This is a genomic window from Streptomyces griseochromogenes (assembly GCF_001542625.1).
Taxonomy (GTDB): Bacteria; Actinomycetota; Actinomycetes; order Streptomycetales; family Streptomycetaceae; genus Streptomyces; species Streptomyces griseochromogenes.
Window position 1 is genome coordinate 8,620,726 of sequence record NZ_CP016279.1, and the last position, 17,374, is coordinate 8,638,099.

The 17,374-nt window shown below is 70.3% G+C and carries 15 protein-coding genes; 1 reads left to right on the forward strand and 14 read right to left on the reverse strand.

Translation table 11 applies throughout. The annotated features are described in order from the left end of the window. Window positions 1-13 precede the first annotated feature (13 nt). The 14 genes from AVL59_RS37390 to rsmH form a co-directional block, all read right to left on the reverse strand. Window positions 14-655 carry a cell division protein SepF gene (locus tag AVL59_RS37390; RefSeq protein ID WP_023551436.1) on the reverse strand — a complete coding sequence of 214 codons (642 nt, stop codon included), beginning with the start codon at window positions 653-655 and terminating at the stop codon, window positions 14-16. Window positions 656-783: 128 nt separating this feature from the next. Beyond that, a complete protein-coding gene (locus AVL59_RS37395; RefSeq protein ID WP_067313530.1) occupies window positions 784-1,503 on the reverse strand; it encodes a YggS family pyridoxal phosphate-dependent enzyme in 720 nt (239 codons plus the stop codon). A 6-nt stretch (window positions 1,504-1,509) separates the two neighbouring features. Further along, complete coding sequence (pgeF, locus tag AVL59_RS37400; RefSeq protein ID WP_067313532.1) at window positions 1,510-2,241, reverse strand: peptidoglycan editing factor PgeF; 732 nt, start codon at window positions 2,239-2,241, stop codon at window positions 1,510-1,512. Next, window positions 2,238-3,443 (reverse strand): cell division protein FtsZ, encoded by a 1,206-nt coding sequence (gene ftsZ / locus AVL59_RS37405; RefSeq protein ID WP_067313534.1) that lies wholly within the window; start codon window positions 3,441-3,443, stop codon window positions 2,238-2,240. The genes pgeF and ftsZ overlap by 4 nt, the downstream gene beginning before the upstream one ends. A 278-nt stretch (window positions 3,444-3,721) precedes the next feature. Beyond that, on the reverse strand, window positions 3,722-4,516 hold the full coding sequence (locus tag AVL59_RS37410) for a cell division protein FtsQ/DivIB (RefSeq protein ID WP_067318201.1): 795 nt from the start codon (window positions 4,514-4,516) through the stop codon (window positions 3,722-3,724). A gap of 26 nt (window positions 4,517-4,542) precedes the next feature. Beyond that, window positions 4,543-5,631 carry an undecaprenyldiphospho-muramoylpentapeptide beta-N-acetylglucosaminyltransferase gene (gene murG / locus AVL59_RS37415; protein ID WP_067313536.1) on the reverse strand — a complete coding sequence of 363 codons (1,089 nt, stop codon included), beginning with the start codon at window positions 5,629-5,631 and terminating at the stop codon, window positions 4,543-4,545. Between the two features lie 6 nt (window positions 5,632-5,637). Beyond that, window positions 5,638-6,999 carry a putative lipid II flippase FtsW gene (gene ftsW, locus AVL59_RS37420; RefSeq protein WP_067313538.1) on the reverse strand — a complete coding sequence of 454 codons (1,362 nt, stop codon included), beginning with the start codon at window positions 6,997-6,999 and terminating at the stop codon, window positions 5,638-5,640. 69 nt (window positions 7,000-7,068) lie between these two features. After that, window positions 7,069-8,511 carry a UDP-N-acetylmuramoyl-L-alanine--D-glutamate ligase gene (murD, locus tag AVL59_RS37425; protein ID WP_208870507.1) on the reverse strand — a complete coding sequence of 481 codons (1,443 nt, stop codon included), beginning with the start codon at window positions 8,509-8,511 and terminating at the stop codon, window positions 7,069-7,071. After that, window positions 8,493-9,566, reverse strand: coding sequence for a phospho-N-acetylmuramoyl-pentapeptide-transferase (gene mraY / locus AVL59_RS37430; RefSeq protein ID WP_067313541.1), 1,074 nt, complete (start codon window positions 9,564-9,566; stop codon window positions 8,493-8,495). The genes murD and mraY overlap by 19 nt, the downstream gene beginning before the upstream one ends. Then, a complete protein-coding gene (locus AVL59_RS37435; RefSeq protein ID WP_067313542.1) occupies window positions 9,563-10,969 on the reverse strand; it encodes a UDP-N-acetylmuramoyl-tripeptide--D-alanyl-D-alanine ligase in 1,407 nt (468 codons plus the stop codon). Before AVL59_RS37435 ends, mraY begins: the two co-directional genes overlap by 4 nt. 4 nt (window positions 10,970-10,973) lie before the next feature. Further along, a complete protein-coding gene (locus tag AVL59_RS37440) occupies window positions 10,974-12,629 on the reverse strand; it encodes a UDP-N-acetylmuramoyl-L-alanyl-D-glutamate--2,6-diaminopimelate ligase (protein WP_208870508.1) in 1,656 nt (551 codons plus the stop codon). 31 nt (window positions 12,630-12,660) lie between these two features. Further along, on the reverse strand, window positions 12,661-14,625 hold the full coding sequence (locus AVL59_RS37445) for a peptidoglycan D,D-transpeptidase FtsI family protein (protein ID WP_067313546.1): 1,965 nt from the start codon (window positions 14,623-14,625) through the stop codon (window positions 12,661-12,663). A 5-nt stretch (window positions 14,626-14,630) separates the two neighbouring features. Further along, window positions 14,631-15,200 (reverse strand): cell division protein FtsL, encoded by a 570-nt coding sequence (gene ftsL / locus AVL59_RS37450; protein WP_067313547.1) that lies wholly within the window; start codon window positions 15,198-15,200, stop codon window positions 14,631-14,633. Between the two features lie 76 nt (window positions 15,201-15,276). Further along, entirely contained in the window at window positions 15,277-16,233 is a 957-nt protein-coding gene (rsmH, locus tag AVL59_RS37455; RefSeq protein ID WP_079147180.1) for a 16S rRNA (cytosine(1402)-N(4))-methyltransferase RsmH, read from the reverse strand. Window positions 16,234-16,651: 418 nt separating this feature from the next. Between rsmH and AVL59_RS37460 the strand changes: the two genes are divergently transcribed. Further along, on the forward strand, window positions 16,652-17,200 hold the full coding sequence (locus AVL59_RS37460) for a beta-class carbonic anhydrase (protein WP_079147181.1): 549 nt from the start codon (window positions 16,652-16,654) through the stop codon (window positions 17,198-17,200). Window positions 17,201-17,374 lie beyond the last annotated feature (174 nt).

Here is a 17,374-nt window from a genome sequence, read left to right on the forward strand (position 1 = left end):
CCGGTGGTACGTCTCAGCTCTGGTTGAAGAACCCGCCCTCTGCGATGCGGGCCTTGTCCTCCGCCGTGACATCGACGTTAGCAGGAGACAACAGAAACACCTTCTGCGTCACCCGCTCGATGCTGCCGTGAAGACCAAACACCAAACCGGCCGCAAAGTCGACAAGTCGCTTCGCATCTGTGTCATCCATCTCAGTCAGATTCATGATCACCGGGGTGCCCTCACGGAAGTGTTCCCCGATGGTACGGGCCTCGTTGTAGGTCCGCGGGTGAAGCGTGGTGATCCGGTACGGCTCTCGTTCGGACACAACCTTGGGCATGATCACCGGTGCGTTCTTCTCGAGGGACTGTCGTTCTTGTGTGATGGATGCCACGGGCGCGATGCGCGCCGGACGCCCGGATTCCGCAGCGAGCGAAGTCGAACGGGCCACCGGTTCGCGCGGCGCCGGCGGTTGCACGATTCGCACCTCTTCGTCCCTTTGGGACTGATGTGCGCTGTGCGACTGGTGTGACGATTCATGCCGTCGGTGGTCCCGCTCGGGCTCCGGGTCCAGCTCGGGTTCGAAATCGTCGTCGGGGTCGAATCCGCGGCCGTCGTACCCATCGTCCTCCACGAGGCCGAGGTAGACCGCCATCTTGCGCATCGCGCCGGCCATGCTCTGAGTCCTCCGCTCTGTGGTGGATCGACTGACGACTGCCAATTGCCCGCGATCCACGCGGTCGTTGTGCCCGCCTTCGCAGGCACTGACCATATTTTCTGCTGTGGTCCGACTTCTTGGCGACGTTACCCGAGCCTGGGGCGGACTCCGAGTACCGCAGTGCCGACGCGCACATGTGTCGCTCCGGCGGCCACGGCCTGTTCGAGGTCCGCACTCATCCCTGCCGACACCATGGTTGCAGTCGGATGGGCCCGGCGCAGGTCAGTCGACAAATCCATGAGGCGCCCGAAAGCCGCCTGTTCGCGCCCCGCGTACTCCCCGGTGAGCGGAGCGACGGTCATCAGACCGTCCAGCCGCAGACCCGGAGCCCGGGCCACCAGGTCGGCCAACTCTTCGATTCCGCCGGGCGCGACGCCGCCACGCTCGCCCCGCTCGCGTTCACCGGCGTCGAGCGCGACCTGGATGAGGCATCCCACCTCGCGCTCCACCCCCAGGGCCTCCTTCGACAGGGCCGTGACGAGCCGGGCGCGGTCCACCGACTGCACGACATCCGCGTAACCGACCACGGAACGCACCTTATTGGTCTGCAATTGACCGACAAAGTGCCATTCAAGGGGCAGATCCGCACAGGCGGCGGCCTTCGGGGCGGCGTCCTGGTCGCGGTTCTCGGCGACGTGACGCACACCGAGTTCCGACAGAATCCGCACATCGCTCGCCGGGTAGGTCTTGGTGACCACGATCAGGGTCACCTCCTCCCGCCCCCGCCCGGCCGCCGCACACGCGGCGGTGATGCGCTGTTCCACTTTCGCCAGATTTCCGGCGAGTTCGGTCTTACGGTCCGTCATGCCCCATCAGTCCAGCCAGACGTAACCCGCGAGCCGCCCCGTGGTGCGGTCCCTGCGGTACGAGAAGTGGTCGCCCGATTCCAGCGTGCACACCGGCGAGTGCGCCCGGTCGCGCACCCCGAGCCGGTCGAGCTGCGCGTCCACGCCCGCGCTCACATCGACCGCGGGCGTGCCCCAGCTCGTCTCGGCGTGCGCCGTCGGCTCGACGGCGGCCACCTCGGCGCGCATGTCCTCCGGTACCTCGTAGCACCGGCCGCAGACCGCCGGTCCGGTGCGGGCGACGATCCGGCCCGGCTCGGCACCGAGTTCGACCATGGCCCGTACGGCGGCGGGGACGACCCCCTTCACCATGCCGGGCCGCCCGGCGTGGGCCGCGGCCACCACCCCGGCGACGGGGTCGGCCAGCAGGACGGGCACACAGTCGGCGGTGAGCACGGCGAGTGCGAGTCCGCGGCGGGCGGTGACGATCGCGTCGACCTCCGGGACGGGCCTCCCCATACCCCAAGGGGCGTCCACGACGGTCACATCGGCGCCGTGCACCTGATTCATCCAGACGACCGAACCGGCGCCCAGACCGAGTGACGTCGCCACCAGCTCGCGATTGGCCCGTACCGAGCCGGCATCGTCCCCGACCGCTCCGCCGAGGTTGAGCTCCTCATACGGAGCGGCGCTCACCCCGCCCCACCGGTCGGTGAAGGCGAAGTGCGCGCCGCCCGCGCTCTCGCGCTGTCCTATCACTTCAGGAAGTCCGGCACGTCCAGCTCCTCGGCCGCGCTGTCCGTGTAGGTCCGCGGCGCCGGTGTGACCGGCGGGGCGACCGGGATGTCGGGCACCGGCTCGGGCGCCGGCTCCGGCTCCTCCTTCGGGGTCACGCTGCCGAGCGAGCCGAAGGACGGGCGGCTCTCCGGCTGCCTGACCGGAGCGGGCTCTTCACGCCGGGCCGGGGCCGAAGTGGAGGACGAGCCGAGGACGTTGTCCCGGCGGGCCGGCGGCTGACCACCGTCGAAGCCGGCCGCGATCACGGTGACCCGGACCTCGTCGCCGAGGGCGTCGTCGATGACCGCACCGAAGATGATGTTGGCCTCGGGGTGGGCGGCCTCGCTGACCAGCTGAGCGGCCTCGTTGATCTCGAACAGACCGAGGTCGGAGCCGCCGGAGATGGAGAGCAGCACGCCCCGGGCGCCGTCGATGGAGGCCTCCAGGAGCGGCGAGGAGATCGCCATCTCGGCCGCGGCCACCGCGCGGTCGTCGCCGCGGGCCGAGCCGATGCCCATGAGGGCGGAACCGGCCTCGGACATGACCGACTTGACGTCGGCGAAGTCGAGGTTGATCAGGCCGGGGGTGGTGATGAGGTCGGTGATGCCCTGGACACCGGAGAGCAGGACCTGGTCGGCCGACTTGAAGGCGTCGAGGACCGAGACCTGGCGGTCCGAGATGGACAGCAGCCGGTCGTTCGGGATGACGATGAGGGTGTCGACCTCTTCGCGCAGCTCGGCGATGCCGTCCTCGGCCTGGTTCGCGCGGCGCCGTCCCTCGAAGGTGAACGGGCGCGTGACCACGCCGATGGTGAGGGCGCCCAGCGAGCGCGCGATGTTGGCCACGACGGGTGCCCCGCCGGTGCCGGTGCCGCCGCCTTCACCGGCCGTCACGAAGACCATGTCGGCCCCCTTGAGGACCTCCTCGATCTCCTCGCGGTGGTCCTCGGCGGCCTTGCGGCCGACGGCCGGGTTGGCTCCGGCGCCGAGTCCGCGGGTGAGTTCACGGCCGACGTCGAGTTTGACATCGGCGTCGCTCATCAACAGCGCCTGTGCGTCGGTGTTGATGGCGATGAACTCGACACCCTTGAGACCGACCTCGATCATCCGGTTGATGGCATTGACACCACCGCCGCCGACACCGATGACCTTGATGACTGCGAGGTAGTTCTGCGGTGCTGCCACGTCGAAGGCCTCTCGCCTCGAATTACGTTGTCGCCGCCGGGCGGTGCCCCGCGCCGGGACGACGGATGCCGAATGGGACGGTCCGAACGCCGACCCGAACCCTAACCCTGAAGTTTAGGGTTACCAGTGTGTCTGTTCCCTGGAGTCTTCTGAACAGGACACTAAGTCGACAAGTGGCGCCCGTTCAACGAACACGCCGAACCTCCCGTTTTTCTTTTCACCCTATGTGATCAGCCGTAGCAGTGCCCAACCAGGGTGCTGGCCTGCGCTGATGTGCGTCAACTCCCGGATGACGCAGGGGCGGTGGGGACACTGATGTCGAAGTGCCGCGCGCGGGGGGCCGCTTTCATGAGAGCCGTGAGGGCCCGCGCCTTGGCGCGGCCGCTCTCGCTGCTGCCCCAGGCCACCGTCCGGCCGTCGCCCAACTCCAGCGAGATGTCGTCAAAGGAACGGACTTGGACGGTCCGGGTCCCCCGGGCGACCGCGGACGGCAGGTCGCCGCCGACCCGGACCGCCTCGCGCACCAGCCGGTCGGTGCCGAAACGCCGGAAGCTGGCGGCACCGGAGCCCTTCCGGGAGGCGGTCAATTCCAGCAGCGGAACGCCTTTCGGCGCCTGTGAAACCGTGGCGAAACGGACACCTTCATGGTCGACTTCAACGAAATTCCCGGCTTTCCGGACAAGTAGCACCGGGGTCCGCTCGGTCACTTTCAGGCCGATTCCATCAGGCCAGACACGGACGACATCCACCGTGTCAATTCGGGGCAATTTCCGGCGAAGCCGGGCTTCGATGGCGCCCGTGTTGACGGAAATCAGCGGCTCTCCGAGCGGTACGGAGGCGACCTCGCGGACCTCGGCGGGCGTCAGGACGAGGGTCCCGGAGACCGAGACACGGTCCACGCGCAGCCACTGGGAGCCGTACAACACCCAGACGGAGCCACCGCCGAGGACCACGAGGGCGACCGCCAGGATGACGATCACACGAAGGCGAGCCTTCCTCGACCTTCGTGCGGGCGGCGGGCCGGACGACTCCTGCTGGCGGTCACCGCGCTCGGCGGTCGTCGGTCCGGCCACGCTCACAGCCCTTTCGTCATATGGTCCTATCGGCGCGAGGCGATGGCCTCGTACACCATGCCGACGAGCAGCTCGTCGGCGTCCCGGCGGCCGAACTCACCGGCGGAGCGGGACATCTCGTACAGCCGGTGCGGGTCGGCGAGCACGGGCAGGACGTTCTGCTGCACCCACTCGGGCGTGAGTTCCGCGTCGTCGACGAGGAGCCCGCCGCCGGCCTTGACCACCGGCTGGGCGTTCAGCCGCTGTTCGCCGTTGCCGATGGGCAGCGGGACATAGGCGGCCGGGAGTCCGACGGCGGAGAGTTCGGCGACGGTCATCGCGCCCGCGCGGCAGAGCATCATGTCGGCCGCGGCGTACGCGAGATCCATCCGGTCCAGATAACTTACCGGGATATAGGGGGGCATTCCCGGCATCTGGTGCACCTGCGGCAGTTCGTTCTTCGGGCCGACCGCGTGCAGGATCTGGATGCCGGCCTGCTGGAGCCACGGAGCGACCTGCTGGACGACCTCGTTCAGGCGCCGGGCGCCCTGGGAACCGCCGGAGACGAGCAGCGTGGGCAGGTTCGGGTCGAGGCCGAAGCGGGCGCGGGCCTCGGGGCGGACTGCGGCGCGGTCCAGGGTGGCGATGGAGCGGCGCAGCGGGATGCCGATGTAGCGGGCGTCGCGCAGCTTGCTGTCCGGGGTGGAGACGGCGACCCGGGCCGCGTACCGCGAGCCGATCTTGTTGGCCAGGCCGGGCCGCGCGTTGGCTTCGTGGATCACGATGGGCACACCGAGGCGCTTGGCGGCCAGGTAGCCGGGCAGCGCGACGTAGCCGCCGAAGCCGACCACGGCGTCGGCCTTGGTCCGCTCCAGGATCTGCTCGGCGGCCTTGATCGTGCCGCGCAGCCGGCCCGGGACGGTGATCAGCTCGGGCGTGGGCTTGCGGGGCAGCGGCACCGCGGGAATCAGCGCCAGCTCATAGCCGCGCTCCGGAACGAGCCGGGTCTCAAGACCCCGCTCCGTGCCCAGGGCCGTGATCCCCACGGTCGGGTCCTGCCTGCGCAGGGCGTCCGCGAGGGCGAGCGCGGGCTCGATGTGGCCGGCGGTCCCCCCACCAGCGAGTACGACATGCACCGAAATTCACCGCTCTCCGGACGAGCGCGCCGCGGAGGCACGCCGTCGCATCGTGTTCCATCTCCGAGGCCCCCGCTCGACACCGGGGCCTCCCGCCCGCTTTCTACCAAAGCGAGGTTGCCGCATCGCAAGCGCCGCCCGCGCAGCGGGGTCGTCGCGTGCAAAGGCGATCAGCAGCCCGATGGCGAACATGGTCGGCAGCAGGGCGGATCCTCCGTAGGAGAACAGCGGGAGGGGGACTCCGGCGATCGGCAGCAGGCCGAGCACCGCACCGATGTTGATCACGGCCTGAGCGATGATCCAGGTGGTCACACCTCCCGCGGCATACCTGACGAAGGGGTCCTCCGTGCGTCCGGCCACGCGGATACCCGCATAGCCTAGAGCCGCGAAGAGGGCGAGCACCGACAGCGTCCCCGCCAGGCCCAGTTCCTCACCGGTGACGGCGAAGATGAAGTCGGTGTGGGCTTCGGGGAGTTGCCCCCATTTTTCCACACTTGCGCCGAGGCCCGAACCGAAGAGTCCGCCGGAGGCGAGGGCGTAGATGCCGTGCACGGCCTGCCAGCAGTCGGCCACCCCGGACCTGGGCTCGGTGGCGCCGATGCAGGCGAGGCGGGCCATCCGGTTGGGGCTGGTCTTGATGAGGATCACCCCGATCCCGCCGGCGATCGACAGCACCCCGGCGAACAGCCGGGTGGGCGCCCCCGCGAGCCAGAGCAGGCCGAACAGGATCGCGGTCAGGATGATCGCGGTGCCCATGTCGCCGCCCAGCATGATCAGCCCGAGCAGCAGGAAGGCCACCGGGACCAGCGGCACCAGCATGTGCTTCCACTGGGTCAGCAGCTTCTTCTCCTGCTTGCGGGCGATCAGGTCGGCGCCCCACAGCACCAGGGCGAGCTTGCCGAACTCACTGGGCTGGATCTGGAAGGAGCCGCCGAGGGAGATCCAGTTCTGGTTGCCGTTGACCGCCATCCCTATCCCGGGCACCTGCACCAGGGCCATCAGGAAGACGGCGCCGGCGAGGATCGGGTAGGCGAGCGCCCGGTGCAGCTTCACCGGCATACGGGAGGCGACGAGCAGCAGGGCGCCGCCGATGGCCGCCGCCAGGAACTGCTTGCGGAAGAAGTACGACCCCGGCAGCGAGAGCTGCAGCGCGGTGATCTGGGAGGCCGAGTAGACCATCACCAGGCCCAGCACGGTGATCAGCACGCTGCCGCCGAGGATCAGGTAGTAGGCGGTCAGCGGGCGGTCCCAGGCCTTGCGCGCGCGCAGATAGAGCCGCAGCAGGGCGCTCTCGCGCGACGGCCGGGGTGCGGCGGTACGTCCGGACGCCCGCTGCACGGGCGGCCCGCCGGTGCGGCTACCGGGCATCAACGCCTCCACTGAACGTCGGCCGTCCCACGCGTCCCTCCCAAGATCCGCCCCGGCGGGCGGCCGGGGTCAGGCGTCGAGTTCGCGGACCGCCGCCGCGAACGCGTCACCGCGCTGGTTGTAGTTGGTGAACATGTCCATGGAGGCGCAGGCGGGGGCGAGGAGCACCGTGTCACCCTCAGACGCTAGCCGCTTCGCCTCCGTCACCGCCTGGAGCATCGCCCCAGTGTCGGTCCGGTCGAGGTCGACGACGGGTACCTCCGGGGCGTGTCGCGCAAGGGCGTCGCGGATCAGGGCGCGATCGGCGCCGAGCAGGACGACGCCGCGAAGTCGTTTTGCCGACTTGGCGACCAGCTCGTCGAAGCTCGCACCCTTCGCCAGACCGCCCGCAATCCATACAATCGACTCATATGACACCAACGAGGCTTCCGCGGCGTGCGTGTTGGTCGCCTTCGAGTCGTCCACGTACGCCACCCCGTCCAGATCGGCGACGTGCGCGATGCGGTGGGCGTCGGGCCTGAAGGCCCGCAGGCCGTCACGTACGGCCGTGGCGGGCACCCCGAAGGCGCGCGCGAGGGCCGCGGCGGCAAGGGCGTTGGCGATGTTGTGCGGGACCGGCGGGTTGACGTCGGAGACCTCGGCCAGCTCCTGCGCGTTCTTCTGCCGGTTCTCGACGAAGGCCCGGTCGACCAGGATGCCGTCCACGACACCGAGTTGGGAGGGGCCCGGGGTGCCGAGGGTGAACCCGATGGCCCGGCAGCCCTCTTCGACGTCGGCCTCGCGCACCAGGTCCTCGGTGAGCTTGTCGGCCACGTTGTAGACGCAGGCGACCCGGTTGCCCTCGTAGATCCGGCCCTTGTCGGCGGCGTAGGCCTCCATCGAGCCGTGCCAGTCCAGGTGGTCCGGGGCGAGGTTGAGCACGGCCGCGGACTGGGCGCGCAGCGAGGGCGCCCAGTGCAGTTGGTAGCTGGACAGCTCCACGGCGAGGACGTCGTACGTCTCCTCGCCGAGGACCGCATCCAGCAGGGAGACGCCGATGTTGCCGACGGCGGCCGTCCTGAGGCCCGCGGCCTTCAGGATCGACGCCAGCATCTGCACGGTGGTGGTCTTGCCGTTGGTGCCCGTCACGGCCAGCCAGGGGGCCGCGTCCGGACCCCGCAGGCGCCAGGCCAGCTCCACGTCGCCCCAGACGGGTACGCCCGCCTCGGCAGCCGCGAGGAACAGCGGCTTGTCGGGCTTCCAGCCGGGCGCGGTGACGATCAGCTCGGTGCCTTCCGGCAGGGTCGCCCCGTCGCCGAGGCGCACGGTGATGCCGAGCGCCTCCAGCTCCGCGGCCTGCTCACGCGCGCGTGCGTCGTCGCCGTCGTTGACGACCGTGACGATCGCCCCGCGCGCGTGCAGCACCTTGGCCGCCGGGACGCCCGAGACACCGAGCCCGGCGACGGTGACGTGCTTGCCCTGGAACTCAGAAGATCCCGAAGGCACCGAGGAGGTCACTTTTCCGCTGCCCATCCTGCATAGAAGAGGCCCAGTCCGACAATTACACAGATGCCCTGGATGATCCAGAACCGGACCACCACCAGGACCTCGGACCAGCCCTTGAGTTCGAAGTGATGCTGCAGTGGCGCCATGCGGAAGACGCGCTTTCCGGTGAGCCGGAAGGAGCCGACCTGGATGACGACCGACATGGTGATGAGGACGAACAGGCCGCCCATGATGGCCACCAGCAGCTCCGTGCGGGAGAGGATGGCCAGGCCGGTGAGGACGCCGCCGAGGGCGAGCGAGCCGGTGTCGCCCATGAAGATCTTCGCCGGCGAGGTGTTCCACCACAGGAAGCCCAGGCAGGCGCCCATCAGCGCGGAGGCGACCACGGCGAGGTCGAGCGGGTCGCGCACCTCGTAGCAGGCGTGGGGGTTGGTCAGGGTGCCCGCGTTGGCGCAGGACTCCTGGAACTGCCAGACGCCGATGAACGTGTAGGCGCCGAAGACGAGCACGGAGGCGCCGGTGGCCAGGCCGTCCAGACCGTCGGTGAGGTTCACGCCGTTCGACATCGCGAGGATCATGAACAGCGCCCAGATCACGAACAGCACCGGGCCGATCGACCAGCCGAAGTCCGTGATGAACGACAGCTTGGTGGAGGCCGGGGTGTTGCCGCGCGCGTCGGAGAACATCAGCGACAGCACGGCGAAGGAGATGCCGACGATCAGCTGGCCGGCCATCTTCGCCTTGGCCCGCAGACCCAGCGAACGCCGCTTGACGATCTTGATGTAGTCGTCCAGGAAGCCGACCAGGCCCATGCCGACCATCAGCCCGAGCACCAGCAGCCCGGAGAAGGTCGGCGGCTTGCCGGTGATCACCTTGCTGAGGAAGTAGGCGGCGACCGTCGCCAGGATGAAGGCGATACCACCCATGGTCGGCGTACCGCGCTTGCTGGCGTGCTCGCGCGGGCCGTCGTCACGGATGTACTGGCCGTAGCCCTTGCGGGCGAGCAGCTTGATCAGCAGCGGGGTGCCGACCAGCGTCAGAAAGAGGCCGATGACTCCCGAGAACAGGATCTGGTTCATCATCGGGCGGCAACCTCACCCTCGGCGCCGGTCTCGGTCAGCGCCTGCGCGACGCTCTCGAGCCCCACCGAACGGGACGCCTTCACGAGTACGACGTCCCCTGGGCGCAGCTCGCTGCGCAACAGGTCGACCGCCGCCTGTGCGTCGGACACGTGCACCGACTCCTCACCCCACGAACCCTCGTTATATGCGCCCAGTTGCAGCCAGGAGGCCTCAGTCCCCCCGACCGCGACGAGCTTGCTGACGTTGAGCCGGACGGCGAGCCGTCCGACGGCGTCGTGCTCGGCGAGCGCCTCGTCCCCCAGCTCGGCCATCTTGCCGAGCACCGCCCACGTGCGGCGCCCCTGGCCCATGGCCGCGAGCGCCCTGAGGGCGGCCCGCATGGACTCGGGGTTGGCGTTGTAGGCGTCGTTGACGATGGTCACGCCGTCCGGTCGCTCGGTGACCTCCATGCGCCAGCGGGAGAGGGAGCCCGCCTCGGAGAGCGCGAGGGCGATCTCGTCTGCGGACATGCCCAGCTCATGGGCGACGGCGGCCGCGGCGAGCGCGTTCGACACGTGGTGCTCACCGTACAGGCGCATGGTCACATCGCTTGCACCGGAGGGTGTGCGAAGTCTGAAGGCGGGCTGTCCACTGTCCGTGAGTCGCACGTTCTCGGCGCGAACGTCCGCTTCGGCCGACTCTCCGAAAAGGACCACCTTCGCCTTGGTACGGGGAGCCATGGCCCGGACCAGCGGGTCGTCGGCGTTGAGGATCGCGGATCCGTCCTCGGGCAGCCCTTCGATGATCTCGCCCTTCGCCTGGGCGATCTGCTCGCGCCCGCCGAACTCGCCGATGTGGGCGGTGCCGACGTTGAGGACGAGGCCGATCTTCGGCGGCGTGAGGCTGGTGAGGTAGCGGATGTCGCCGATGTAGCGCGCGCCCATCTCCAGCACGAGGTACCGCGTGTCGTGCGCGACCCGGAGCGCGGTCAGCGGAAGGCCGATCTCGTTGTTGAGATTCCCCTCCGGCCAGATCGTGGGCGCCTTGCTGTTCAGCACCTGGGCGATGAGGTCCTTGGTGCTCGTCTTGCCGGCGGATCCGGTGAGCGCGACGAGGGTCGCGCCCGCCTTCGCCACGACGTGGCGCGCGAGGGCGCCCAGCGCCTTGGTGACGTCGTCCACGACGATCGCGGGCAGGCCGACGGGACGCGACGCCAGCAGGGCGACCGCGCCCGCCTGGACGACAGCCTGCGCGAAGTCGTGGCCGTCCACGCGCTCACCGACGAACGCGGCGAACAGGGTGCCGGGCACCACCTCTCGGGAGTCCCGGACCACCGGCCCCGTGACCTGGACGGACGGATCCGGTATGTCGTGCGTCTGCCCGCCGACGACTGCTGCGATCTCGGCGAGGGAGAGGGCGATCACAAGTTCATCCCTGGGTCTTCTGGATAGCTTCGCGAAGCACCTGGCGGTCGTCGAAGGGACGGACCACGCCGGCGATGTCCTGGCCCTGTTCGTGGCCCTTGCCCGCGACCAGCACCGTGTCGCCGGGGGCGGCGCGGCCCACGGCGGCGGCGATCGCGGCGGCCCGCTCCTCGAAGAGGAGCACCTCGCCGCGCTCGTGCGCGGGCACGGAGGCCGCGCCCTGGAGCATCGTCGCGAGGATCGCCAGGGGGTCCTCGGAGCGGGGGTTGTCGGAGGTCAGTACGGCCGTGTCGGAGAGCCGGGCCGCGGCGGCGCCCATCGGGGCGCGCTTGGTCTGGTCGCGGTCGCCGCCGCAGCCGAGGACGACGTGCAGCCGGCCCTTGGTGACCTTGCGCAGCGCCTTGAGCACCGACTCGACGGCGTCGGTCTTGTGGGCGTAGTCGACGACCGCGAGGTAGGGCTGCCCGGCGTCCACGCGCTCCAGACGGCCGGGGACACCGGGTACGGCGGCCACGCCGTCGGCGGCGGCCTGCGGGTCGAGGCCGGCCGCGGCGAGGGCGACGACGGCGGCGAGGGTGTTCGCCACGTTGAAGGGGCCCGGCAGCGGCGACCTGGCGTGGACGCGCTCGCCCTCGGGGCCGACGACGGTGAACGTCGAGTCCATGGGGCCGACCTGGACGTCCTCGGCGCGCCAGTCGGCGTCCGGGTGGCCCTCGGCGGAGAAGGTGACGACCGGGACGGTGGCCTCCTCGGCGAGCCGGCGGCCGTACTCGTCGTCGGCGTTGATCACACCGAGCCTGCTGCGTTCCGGCGTGAACAGCTGCGCCTTGGCCCGGTAGTAGTCCTCCATGTCGGAGTGGAACTCCATGTGTTCCGGGCTGAGGTTGGTGAACACGGCGATGTCGAAGACGCAGCCGTCGACCCGGCCGAGCACCAGGGCGTGGCTGGAGACCTCCATGGCGACCGCCTCGACGCCGCGTTCACGCATGACGGCGAACAGGGCCTGCAGATCGGTGGCCTCGGGGGTGGTGCGCTCGGACTTGATGCGCTCCTCGCCGATGCGCATCTCGACGGTGCCGATGAGTCCGGTGGCGCGGGCGGTCTTCAGTCCGCCCTCGATCAGGTACGCCGTGGTGGTCTTGCCGGAGGTGCCGGTGATGCCGATCTGGAGCAGGTCGTCGCCGGGGCGGCCGTAGATCGTCGCCGCCAGTTCGCCCATCCGCGCGCGCGGGTCGTCCACGACCAGGACCGGCAGTCCGGTCGCGGCGGCGCGCTCGGCGCCCGACGGGTCGGTCAGCACGGCGGCCGCGCCAAGGCCGGCGGCCTGGGTGACGAAGTCGGCGCCGTGCAGGCGGGCACCCGGGAGGGCGGCGTACAGGTCGCCGGGGCGGACGGCGCGCGAGTCGTGGGTGATCCCGGTGATCCCGGCGGCGCCGACCGGAGCGGCGGTACCCAGCTGACCGGCCAGTTCCGCGAGGGGTGTGGCAGAGACGTGGACCGGTCGCGGCGGTCCCGGATATGTCACGGAAGCGCCCTTCTGGGTGGTTTGGGACTGATCAGCGTGTGGCACGGCGGTGAGCGTACCGGGCGCACCCGCTCCGGAGCGAAGTGAGGGGCGCGGGGTGCCCTGGTTCCCGGGGTCGGGGGTGATCGTTGTCACGAGTTCGTTCCTGGATCCTTCGGGGTGCTGATCAGGGCTTGTAGGTGACGGGCAGGTTCGCGGCCTTCGCCCCGGTCGGCGGTACCTGGAGGGTCTTCAGGGCGAACTCCATCACCTGCTTGTAGATGGGGCCACAGATCTGGCCGCCGTAGTAGCTGCCGGAGGTGGCGTTCTGGATCGCGCAGTAGACCGTGATCCGCGGGTTGTCCGCGGGTGCGAATCCGGCGAACGACGAGGTGTAGCCGCGATACCTGCCGGTGGCCGGATCCACGCGGTTGGCGGTGCCGGTCTTGCCCGCGACCCGGTACCCGGGAATGCGGGCCCTGATGCCGGTGCCCTGCTCGTCGTCCACGACGGACTCCAGCATCTGGGCGAGCGTCGCGGCGGTCTTCTCGCTGACCACACGGGTCTTCTTGGGCTGCGGGGCGGGGGTGAAGCGCCCGTCGGCGCCCTCGGTGCCACGCACCAGGGTCGGCTCGATACGGACCCCGCCGTTGGCGATCGTGGAGTACACGGAGGCGGCCTGCATGGCACTGAGGGAGAAGCCCTGGCCGAAAGGAATCGTGTACTGCTGCGACGTCGACCACTTGCCGGAGGGCGCGAGGATGCCCCGGGTCTCGCCGGGGAAGCCGAGCCCGGTGGACGTGCCGATGCCGAACTTGCGCAGATACGAGTACAGGGCCTTGTTGGCCTCCTGCTGGGTCCTGCCCAGCTGGCCGGTGGCGAGGATGGTGCCGATGTTGCTGGACTTGGCGAGCACGCCGTTGAGCGTGAGGTACCAGGTGTCGTGGTCGACGTCGTCCTGGAAGAGCCGGTCGCCGCGGTGCAGCCGGTTCGGCACGACGACGTGGGTGAGCGGGGTGGCCGCGTTCTCCTCCAGCACCGCCGCCATGGACATCACCTTGGCGGTCGAGCCGGGCTCGTAGGCGTCCTGGACGGCCGCGTTGCCCATGGCCTCGCCGTCGGCCTTCGCGAGGTCGTTCGGGTCGAAGCCGGGCGAGTTGGCCATGGCCAGGATCTCGCCGGTGCGGGTGTCCTGGACGATGACGTAGCCGCGGTCCGCCCTGGACTTCCTCACCTGCTGGGTGATGGCGTTCTGGGCGGCCCACTGGATGTCGCGGTCGATGGTGAGTTCCGCGTCGGAGCCCGGCACGGCGGGGGTCTCCGTCGATCCCACGGTGGGCACCTCGCGGCCGCCGGACTGGGCGTAGCGGATCTTGCCGTCCTTGCCGGACAGCTGCTTGTTCAGCTCCTGCTCGATGCCGCCGCCGCCCCGGCCGTCGGCGTTGACCCAGCCCAGCACCCCGGCGGCGAGGTCGCCGTTGGGGTACACACGCTGGCTGCTCGGATCGGCGAAGACGCCGGCGAGCACGTTGGCCGTGTTCTTGTCGGTCCCGGCCTTCTTGGCGAGCGCGGCCTTCAGGTCCCTGATCTGCTTCCAGACCTGCGGGGTCTGGCGGGTGGCGAGCCGGGTGTAGCGCGACAGCTTGTTCTCGGGCCTGAGCTTCTTGACGATCGTGGCCTGGTCCTGGTTGAGGATCGGTGCGAGCAGTGCGGCCGCCTGCTCGGGGCCGTCGTCGATCTTGAGCTGCTTGACGGCGAACATCGTCGGGTCGGCCGTGATGTCGTACGCGTTCTCGCTGATCGCGAGGGCCACGCCGTTGCGGTCGGTGATCCCGCCGCGGTCGGCGGCGATGGTGTGCACGACGTACCGGTTCTGTTCGGCCTTGGCGGCGTACGCGCTGGCGTCGACGGCCTGGACCTGGAGCAGCCGTACGACGAAGGCGAGCATCACCAGCGTGAGCGCGAGGCCGACCAGGCGCAGCCGGGGGCGGGGCCTGCCCAGCCGGATGGGCGGCGGGGGCATGGGCCGGGCACCGCTCGGCCTGCGGACCGGACGGGCACCGGGCCCGGGCTGCCGCCGGACCGCGCCCCGCGGCCGGGGAGGCTTCGCGGGGCCGGGCACACGGCGCCGGGGCGGTTCCCTGTCGGACACTTGCGTCACCTGCCGGGGGTCGGGGTGGGCGCGGGCTGGAGGGTGGAGAGCGGCGCCACCGCCTCTGCCGTCGGGGTGGTCACCGGGGCCGGGGCCGAGGGGGTGGGCGTCACGAGGGGCTGGGACGGCGCGGCCGACGGGGCCGGGGAGGGGCCGGTGGCGGGCTGGATCACCTCGGGTGCGACCGGGACGCTGAAGGTGGCGGGCTGGGGGCTCGCGACACCCGGTACGCCCTTCACGGTGCCGTCGGGGCCGAGGAAGGCCGGGTCGCCGCCGGGCACCATGCCGAGCTGGCGGGCACGGCGCTGGAGGGCGTCGGGGGACGAGTAGGCGTCGATGTCCCGCTGGAGGGCCTGCTCCTCGTCGGTGAGGTTCTTGGTCCGCTTCTGCAGGGCGTCGAGTTTGAACGAGCCTTCGCTGAGCGCGGAGTTCAGTACCAGCAGTCCGATCAGGCCACCGCCGAGCAGCAGGACGACGAGGAGGACGAACGGGGTGCGGGCCGCGCGGGCCCGGCCCGCCGGAAAGAGCCGGGCCAGCCGGGCGGCCCTCCCCCTCAGTCTGGGTTTCCTGCTCACTGGCCCTCCGCCAGCACAGTCGATCCGGTGCCACCGGCCCTCCGGTGGGTTCGGAAACCCAACCGACCCGATTCGCTCACTCGGCGTCCTCTCTGATGCGCTCGGCGCCACGCAGCCGGGCCGGAGCGGCCCGGCGGTTCTCGGCGACCTCTTCCTCGGTGGGAAGTTCGGCACCGCGCGTGAGCAGCTTGAGCCGTGGCTGGTAGCGCTCGGGCACGACCGGCAGGCCGGGCGGGGCGGTGGACGCGGCGCCGGCCGCGAACACGTGCTTGACCAGCCGGTCCTCAAGAGAGTGGTACGACAGCACGGCGACGCGTCCGCCGACGGCGAGGGACTTCACGGCGGCCGGGATCGCCCGCTCCAGGACGGACAGCTCGCCGTTGACCTCGATGCGCAGCGCCTGGAAGGTGCGCTTGGCCGGGTTGCCGCCGGTGCGCTTGGCGGCCTGCGGCAGCGCGTCCCTGATCAGCTCGACGAGCCGCGCGCTGGTGCTGAACGGCTCCTTCTCGCGCTCGCGGACGATCGCGGAGACGATCCGCTTGGCCTGCTTCTCCTCGCCGTACGCGCGCAGGATCCGTACCAGCTCGCCCGCCGGATAGGTGTTGAGGACCTCGGCCGCGCTGATCCCGGTCGTCTGGTCCATGCGCATGTCGAGGGGGGCGTCCTGGGCGTAGGCGAAGCCGCGGTCGGCCTCGTCCAGCTGCATGGAGGAGACGCCGAGGTCGAACAGGACGCCCTGCACACGCGGGAGGCCGAGCCTGCGCAGCACGTCGGGCAGCTCGTCGTACACGGCGTGCACGAGGGTGGCGCGCTCGCCGAAGGGGGCGAGCCGCTCGCCGGACAGCCGCAGCGCCTCCTTGTCCCGGTCGAGGGCGATCAGCCGCGCCTCGGGGAACCGGGTCAGCAGCGCCTCGCTGTGGCCGCCGAGGCCGAGGGTGCAGTCGACGACCACCGCTCCCGGCCGCTCCAGGGCGGGTGCCAGCAGATCCAGGCACCGCTGGAGCATCACCGGGACGTGTCGACTCTGGCTCAAAGGTGCCTCTCAGTTCCGGCGGGCCATACGCACCGCCGGGTCCCCGCCCGCTCGATGAAGGGGAGGCCTGCCGGCGCCGGAAGCGTCAGCCGACCGGGAGCGGGAGGAGGCCGAGCCGTACGTACGCGCCGCGCACGTGGGGAGACGGTCCGGGCGGGTGCCGGGATCTCCGGGGGTTTCACCAGCAGGGAGGGCCACGCCTCCCGCTTCGCGTCACTTTAGTCCACCGTGTCGCGCGGTCAATCAACCGGCCTGCGCGTCGCGTACCGCATCCCGGTGGGTGCCGCAATTCGAGCGGAATCACCTGCGCGGACCCTGTTTGCCCTCCGTGTGGGTTAGCTCACAACAAGCCACGATGACGTTCTTTGTCCACTCTCACAGCGGGCCAGGGCCGGAGGTGACCAGTAACGTCATGAGTATGACGACTTCCGCAGCAGTTCCCACTGGATCCGAAGGCGCCATAACCAGCGACGGCACCGTGACGGACCGCCTGGTGGAGGCCAATCAGCGGTACGCCACCGCCTTCACCGACCCCGGAATGGACGCCCGTCCCGTCCTGCACGTGGCCGTGGTCGCCTGCATGGACGCCCGACTCGACCTGCACGCCGCGCTCGGCCTGGAGCTCGGCGACTGCCACACCATCCGCAACGCGGGCGGCGTGGTCACCGACGACGTCATCCGCTCGCTCACCATCAGCCAGCGCAAGCTCGGCACCCGCAGCATCGTCCTGATCCACCACACCGGCTGTGGTCTGGAGTCCCTCACCGAGGACTTCCGCACCGAGCTGGAGATGGAGGTCGGCCAGCGTCCCGCGTGGGCGGTGGAGTCCTTCCGGGACGTCGACCAGGACGTGCGCCAGTCCATGCAGCGGGTGCGTACCTCGCCGTTCCTGCTCCACGCCGACGACGTGCGCGGCTTCGTCTTCGACGTGCGCACCGGCCTGCTGCGCGAGGTCGACCCGGCCTGAGCCCGGCCCGACCGGGCGCACCGGCCTGCCCAGAACACCCCGCCGTACGCACGCATTCGGCCGCTCGGCATCGAAAACGGTGGTCGAAATGGCCGTAAGACCGACATCGTGCGGGCAGTTGTCCACAGTCGAGTGACACGAATCGGTAACGGCAGCAAGAATGCGGGTGTGGCG

Excerpts from the sequence above, each read along its gene's own strand:
- AVL59_RS37390 (WP_023551436.1), bottom strand. The coding sequence starts at position 655 with ATGGCCGGCGCGATGCGCAAGATGGCGGTCTACCTCGGCCTCGTGGAG.
- AVL59_RS37395 (WP_067313530.1), bottom strand. The coding sequence starts at position 1,503 with ATGACGGACCGTAAGACCGAACTCGCCGGAAATCTGGCGAAAGTGGAA.
- ftsW (WP_067313538.1), bottom strand. The coding sequence starts at position 6,999 with ATGCCCGGTAGCCGCACCGGCGGGCCGCCCGTGCAGCGGGCGTCCGGA.
- murD (WP_208870507.1), bottom strand. The coding sequence starts at position 8,511 with ATGGGCAGCGGAAAAGTGACCTCCTCGGTGCCTTCGGGATCTTCTGAG.
- mraY (WP_067313541.1), bottom strand. The coding sequence starts at position 9,566 with ATGATGAACCAGATCCTGTTCTCGGGAGTCATCGGCCTCTTTCTGACG.
- AVL59_RS37460 (WP_079147181.1), top strand. The coding sequence starts at position 16,652 with ATGACGACTTCCGCAGCAGTTCCCACTGGATCCGAAGGCGCCATAACC.